The 6131-nt window shown below is 79.3% G+C and carries 6 protein-coding genes; 5 read left to right on the top strand and 1 reads right to left on the bottom strand.

Annotated elements, in window-relative coordinates; all coding sequences use genetic code 11:
• From AB6N23_RS16805 to AB6N23_RS16795, 3 genes are all read left to right on the top strand, one after another.
• Positions 1–289: acyl-CoA carboxylase biotin carboxyl carrier protein subunit (locus AB6N23_RS16805; protein ID WP_412867132.1), on the top strand; the 289-nt coding region annotated here is incomplete at its 5' end.
• Positions 290–306: 17 nt separating this feature from the next.
• Entirely contained in the window at positions 307–819 is a 513-nt protein-coding gene (locus AB6N23_RS16800) for an NUDIX hydrolase (protein ID WP_412867131.1), read from the top strand.
• 18 nt (positions 820–837) lie between these two features.
• A complete protein-coding gene (locus AB6N23_RS16795; protein WP_412867130.1) occupies positions 838–2127 on the top strand; it encodes a hypothetical protein in 1290 nt (429 codons plus the stop codon).
• Positions 2128–2179: 52 nt separating this feature from the next.
• Here AB6N23_RS16795 and AB6N23_RS16790 read toward each other — a convergent pair whose 3' ends face one another.
• The gene (locus AB6N23_RS16790; protein ID WP_412867133.1) at positions 2180–3625 is read right to left on the bottom strand and encodes an NAD(P)H-quinone dehydrogenase; all 1446 of its coding nucleotides are present in this window, start codon (positions 3623–3625) and stop codon (positions 2180–2182) included.
• A gap of 225 nt (positions 3626–3850) precedes the next feature.
• Between AB6N23_RS16790 and AB6N23_RS16785 the strand changes: the two genes are divergently transcribed.
• Both AB6N23_RS16785 and AB6N23_RS16780 read left to right on the top strand, forming a co-directional pair.
• Positions 3851–4735, top strand: coding sequence for a purine-nucleoside phosphorylase (locus AB6N23_RS16785; RefSeq protein WP_412867129.1), 885 nt, complete (start codon positions 3851–3853; stop codon positions 4733–4735).
• Positions 4736–4963: 228 nt separating this feature from the next.
• The coding region (locus tag AB6N23_RS16780; protein WP_489672010.1) for a phosphohexomutase domain-containing protein at positions 4964–6131 on the top strand (1168 nt) is incomplete at its 3' end.

The raw sequence follows: 6131 nt of genomic DNA, 5'->3' as shown, positions 1-6131 counted from the left end.
CGGCACCCCGGCGCGTCCGGGCGGCGGCGCGCGGCGGACCGCGCGCCCGCGCGCCACCCGGACCGGGGGCAACGGGACCACCCTGGCGTCACCGATGCAGGGCACGATCGTCAAGGTCGCCGTGGCGGAGGGCGCGCAGGTCGCCGAGGGCGACCTCGTCGTGGTCCTCGAGGCGATGAAGATGGAGCAGCCGCTGGTCGCGCACCGCGCCGGCACGGTGCAGCAGCTCAGCGCCGGCGTCGGCGCGAGCGTGAGCGCCGGCACCGCGATCTGCGAGATCGTCGGCTGACCGGCCAGGACGCCGGCGTGCCGCGGGACGCCCGGCCGGACGGGCACGAGGCGCCTCGGCACCACGTCACCGGCGACGGGTGGGTCGTGTGCGGCTGCGGCCACCGGCACTGGGGGCTGCACGGCGCCGCCGGGCTGCTGCTCGTGCGGCGCGACCCCGCCGGTCGTCCCGCCGACGTGGTGCTGCAGCACCGCGCCCTGTGGAGCGACGCCGGCGGCACGTGGGCGCTGCCCGGCGGCGCGCGCGCCGAGGGCGAGTCGGCCGAGCAGGCCGCGCTGCGCGAGGCGCACGAGGAGGCCGGCGTCGACGCGGCCGCGGTGCGGGTCCTGGGCACGCACGTGCTGGAGCACCCGGGCTGGTCGTACACCACCGTGCTCGCCGAGGTCCTGGCGCCGTTCGCGCCCGCCGTCACGGACGCGGAGAGCCTCGCGGTGGCGTGGGTGCCGCTCGACGCGGTGACGGACCGGCCGCTGCTGCCGGCGTTCGCGGACGCCTGGCCGACGTTGCGGGCACGGCTCGAGCGGGGCTGACGGGTAGCGTCACGCCCCGTGACGTCCCCCGACCCCGCCGCCGTGCCCCGCACCGCGCCCGACCTCGGCGTCCCGTCGCGCGCGTGGCTGCTCGCGGTCCTGACGGTGCTCGTGGCCGCCACGGCGTCGTCGGGGGTCCTGCCCTCGGCCCGCGGCGCCGGGCCGGCCCTCACCGCCGTGGCCGTCGTGCTGCTGGTGGGCCTCGCCGCGGCGCTGCTGCTGCGCACGCCCGCCCCCGGCGTGCCCGGCGTCCCGGGTCCGCGGCAGGTGCTCGTCGCCACGGTCGCCGCCGCCGGGCTCGCCGTGCCGGCGCTGCTGACCGCGGGCGGCCTCGCGGTCGTGCTGACGGGAGCTGCGCTCGTCGCGGCGCTGTCGGCGCTGCCGCTCGCCGTCGTGCACGTGGCCGCGCGTCCCGGCGGCGGCCGGCAGGCCGCCACCGGCCTGCTGCTCGGGGCGGGTCTGTGGACCGTCCTCGGTGCGGGGCTGCGCGGTGCGTCCGCGGCGACCGGACCCGGGGCGGACGCCGGCGCCCTGCCGCCCGGGCCCGCGCTGGCCCTGGTCGTGCTCGGCGTGAGCGCCGTCGCCGCCGCCGTGGGGCTCGGGCGCGCGGACGCCCTCGCCGACGACCCGCCGGCGGGCCGGCCGCGCCGGACGTGGGTCGTGGGGCCGGCGGTGCTCGTGCTCGACCTCGTCCTCGCGGACGCGTCCCACGTCGCGGCGGCCGCCGGCGTCGCCGAGGCCGTCGCGGGCCTGGTGCTCGTGCTCGCCAGCAGCGTCGGCGTGTGGCTCCTGCTGCGCCCGGACCCGTGGCCCCCGGCGGCGCGGGTGGCCGCCGCGGCCGTCGTGCTGCTCGGTGTGGTGGCCGTGCCGGTGCTCACCGGGCCGGCGGTGCTCGTCGCGGCCGCGGCCGGGCTTGTGGCGGCCGGCATGGTCCTGGCGAGCGCCCTGAGCGCCCACCGGCCGGCACCGCCCGGCGTGCCGCGCACGGCGCTGGCGACCGCCGCCGTCGCCGCCGCGGTGCTGTCCCCGTGGCTGCTCGTCGCCCTGGACCCGGCCGGGGGCACGGCCGCGGCGCTCCTGGTGCCGTGCGCCGCCGCCGCGCTCGCCGGCGCCGGGCTGCGGCGCCGCACGCCCGACCCGGTGGGGGGTGCCGCGGCACCGGCGCCCGCGTCGGCGCCCGTGCGGATCCCCCCGCGGGTCAACCCCGTGCGGCTGCTGCTGCTCCCCGCGCTCGTGCTCGCGCTCGTCCACGTCGCCGTGGCGGGCGGCGAGCCGCCGCCCGCGGGCACGTACGTCGTCGTGCCCTGACGCGTCGCCGCGCCGGGACCGCGAGCCTCCCGCCCGCGCGCGTCCCGGCGGGTCAGTCCTCGATGCGGTGGTGCATCATCCGCGCGACCTCGCCGATCGTCCCCGACATCGACGGGTACACGGTGGACGCGTCGGCGATCTGGTCGGCCGTCAGGCGGTGCGTGACCGCGAGCGTGAGCGGGAAGATCGACTCGCTCGCGCGCGGGCCGACGACGACGGCGCCGAGCACCGTGCCCGTCCCGGCGTGCGCGAAGATCTTCACGAACCCGTCCCGCACGCCCAGCATCTTGGCGCGGGGGTTGCGCGCGAGCGGCAGCATGCTGACCTGGTACTGGACGCCGCGTTCGCGCAGCCGGCCCTCGGGCTCCCCGACGGTGGCGATCTCCGGCGCGGTGAAGATGTTGGCGGAGATGCCGCGCAGCGACAGCGGCCGGACGGCGTCGCCCAGCGCGTGCGACATCGCGATGCGGCCCTGCGTCGCCGCCACCGACGCGAGCGGCAGCACGCCGGTGCAGTCGCCCGCCGCGTAGACGCCGCGCACGTTGGTGCGCGACACCTTGTCGACGGCGACGTGCCCCGACGGCGTCAGCCGCACGCCGGCGTCCTCGAGGCCGAGGTCACGCGTGGTCGGGACGGCGCCGACGGCGAGCAGCACGTGCGAGCCCTCGACCTCGCGGCCGTCCTCGAGCGTCACGACGACGCCGTCGGCGGTGCGGCGCGCCGCCGACGCGCGCGAGCGCGACATCACCGTCATGCCGCGCTGCGTGAACACCCGCTCGATGAGCTCGGCGGCGTCCTGGTCCTCGCCCGGCAGCACCCGGTCGCGGCTCGAGACGAGCACGACGTCGGCACCGAGCGAGGTGTACGCGCCGGCGAACTCGGCGCCGGTCACGCCGGAGCCCACGACGATCAGCCGCTCGGGCAGCGACGTGAGGTTGTACATCTGGGTCCACGTGAGGATGCGCTCGCCGTCGGGCCGGGCCTCGGGCAGCACGCGCGGCGTCGCGCCGGTGGACACGAGGACGACGTCCGCGTCGAGGGTGTGCTCGCGCCCCTCCGGCGTGCGGACGGCCACGTGCTCGGGGTCGAGGAGGCGGCCGGTGCCCGCGACGACGTCGACGCCCTCGCGCTCCAGGCGCGCACGGATGTCGGCGGACTGCGCCGCGGCGAGCGCCTTGACGCGCGTGTTCACCGCGTCGAGGTCGATGCGGTGGTGCAGCGCGTCGCGCACCGCCGACCCCGTCCCGCCGGCGGGGCCCGCCGCGTCGTCCTCGGGGCCGAGCCCGGCGGCGAGCCGGTCCAGCCGGATCCCGAGCTCGGGTGCGCGGTCCGCGATGGTCATCCACTCGGCCGTCGCGATGAGGGTCTTCGACGGGACGACGTCGGTCAGCACGGCGGAACCGCCGAGGCCGTGGCGCTCGACGACCGTGACCTGCGCGCCGAGGCGCCGCGCGACGAGGGCGGCCTCGTAGCCGCCGGGACCGCCGCCGACGACCACGACGCGACCGGCGGGCGGTGCGTCGTCGGCGCGACGGACGGTCGACGCCGCGACGGCGGCGGGGACGTCGGGCTGGGCGGGGGTGGACGTGGCGGGCGCCTGGCTGCTCACGGCTCCATCCTGCCCGACGGGACGACCGCTGCCGACCGGGACGCCGGGCCGGCGCCGCGACGGGGTACCGCACGCGCGCGGGACCGCCGCCGCGCCGCGGCTAGCCTGGGCGCCATGACCGACGCGGACCGCGACCTGACCGCCCCCGACCGCGCACCCGGCGCGGTGCCCGACCTCGACGACCCGGCGACCGACCCGTTCGAGGTCGCCCGCCACGCCGCCGCGGTGCTCGCGGAGCGCACGGGCGTCGCGCGGCACGACGTCGCGCTCGTGCTCGGGTCCGGCTGGGGCGGTGCCGCCGACCTGCTCGGCGAGACGGTCGCCGAGGTCCCCAGCCACGAGGTACCGGGCTTCTCCGCCCCGGCCGTCCTGGGCCACGTCGGCACGCTGCGCTCCGTGCGCGTCGCGGGCACCGACGACCGCCCGGAGCGGTTCGCGCTCGTCCTCGGGTCGCGCACCCACCTGTACGAGGGGCGCGGCGTGCGGCGCGTCGTGCACGGCGTGCGCACCGCCGCCGCGGCCGGCGCGTCGACCGTCGTCCTCACCAACGGCTGCGGCGGGCTGAACCCCGCCTGGGGCCCGGGCACGCCGGTGCTCATCAGCGACCACCTCAACCTCACCGCGACGTCGCCGCTCGAGGGCGCGACGTTCGTCGACCTCACCGACCTGTACTCGGCCCGGCTGCGCGCGGTCGCGCGCGAGGTCGACGCGTCCCTCGACGAGGGCGTGTACGTGCAGTTCCGCGGGCCGCACTACGAGACGCCGGCCGAGGTGACGATGGCGGGACGGCTGGGCGGCGACCTCGTCGGCATGTCGACGACCCTCGAGGCGATCGCCGCGCGGCACGCCGGGCTCGAGGTGCTGGGCATCTCGCTCGTGACGAACCTCGCCGCGGGCATCAGCCCCGAGCCGCTCGCGCACGAGGAGGTCCTCGAGGCCGGGCGCGCGGCCGGCCCGCGCATCAGCGCCCTGCTCGCGGACGTCGTGCGCCGGCTCTGACCACGCCCCTCCGACCGACCCCGCGGGCGGCGCCGGGCCGGTGCCGCCCGCGGGATGCGGGGGTCGCGCGCCCCACCCGGTACCGGCCAGTACGTTGGACGGGTGAGCACCGAGAACGACCCCCGTGACGTCCGCGCCGGCGGCGCGCCCGAGCACGCGCCCCGCGGCGCGACCCGCGCCCCCGCGCCGGGGCAGCAGGACCACGCCGGGGCGGACCGCTGGACCGAGCTGCAGCAGCGCGTCGAGGCGTGGGTCGCCGACGACCCCGACCCCGAGACCGCCGAGGAGCTGACCGCACTGCTGCGCGCCGGCCGCGAGCGCCCGCCCGGCTCGGAGGTGCACGACCCCGACGCCCCGGCCCTGGACCCGGAGGAGCGGCAGGCGGTGGACCAGGCCGCGCGGGCCCGCACCGACCTCGCGGACCGGTTCTCCGGTCTCCTGCAGTTCGGCACCGCCGGGCTGCGCGGCGAGCTCGGCGGCGGGCCGCACCGCATGAACCGGGCCGTCGTCGTCCGCGCCGCCGCGGGCCTCGCGGCGCACCTGCTCGGCGAGCTCGAGGGCGACGCCCGTCCCCCGCGCGTCGTCGTCGGCTACGACGCCCGCCGCAACTCCGACGTCTTCGCGGTCGACACGGCCGCCGTCATGACCGCCGTCGGCATCGAGGTGCTGCTGCTGCCGCGGCCCCTGCCGACCCCCGTGCTGGCCGCGGCGGTGCGCCGCCTCGACGCCGACGCGGGCGTCATGGTGACCGCGTCGCACAACCCGCCGCGGGACAACGGCTACAAGGTGTACCTGGGCGGTCGCGTCGTCACGGACGCCGGGCAGGGCGCCCAGATCGTGCCGCCGGCGGACGCCGCCATCGCGGCGGAGATCGCGCGCGTGCCGTCGGTCGCGTCGGTGCCGCGTGCCGGGAGCGGCTGGACCGTGCTCGGCGAGGACGTCGTGACGGCGTACGCCGCGCAGGCCGCCGCCGTCGTCGACGCGCCGGACGGGGACGCGGCCCGCCGGCGCGGCGCGCTGCGGGTCGTGCTGACGCCCCTGCACGGGGTCGGGGGCGCCGTCGCGCTCGACGTCCTCGCGCGCGCGGGCTTCACGGACGTCCACGTCGTGCCGGAACAGGCCGACCCCGACCCCGCGTTCCCCACCGTCGCGTTCCCCAACCCCGAGGAGCCGGGCGCGATCGACCTGGCGCTGGCCCGCGCGAGCGTCGAGCGGGCGGACGTCGTGGTCGCGCTCGACCCCGACGCCGACCGCTGCGCCGTCGCGCTCGTCGACACGCGCTCGCGCGTGCCCGGTGCCCCGCAGACGCCCCAGGCCGACGGCTGGCGGATGCTGCACGGCGACGAGGTGGGCGCGCTGCTCGGCGCGGACGCCGCCGCCCGCGTCGCCGCGCGGC

Origin of the sequence: Cellulomonas pasadenensis, assembly GCF_047229365.1 — a bacterium.
Taxonomy (GTDB): domain Bacteria; phylum Actinomycetota; class Actinomycetes; order Actinomycetales; family Cellulomonadaceae; genus Cellulomonas.
Note: the sequence above shows the minus strand (reverse complement) of the source record. Positions and strands in the feature narration are given on the sequence as shown.

What these genes read in the sequence shown, in the direction of transcription:
- AB6N23_RS16785 (WP_412867129.1), top strand. Translation starts at nt 3,851, where the DNA reads ATGACCGACGCGGACCGCGACCTGACCGCCCCCGACCGCGCACCCGGC.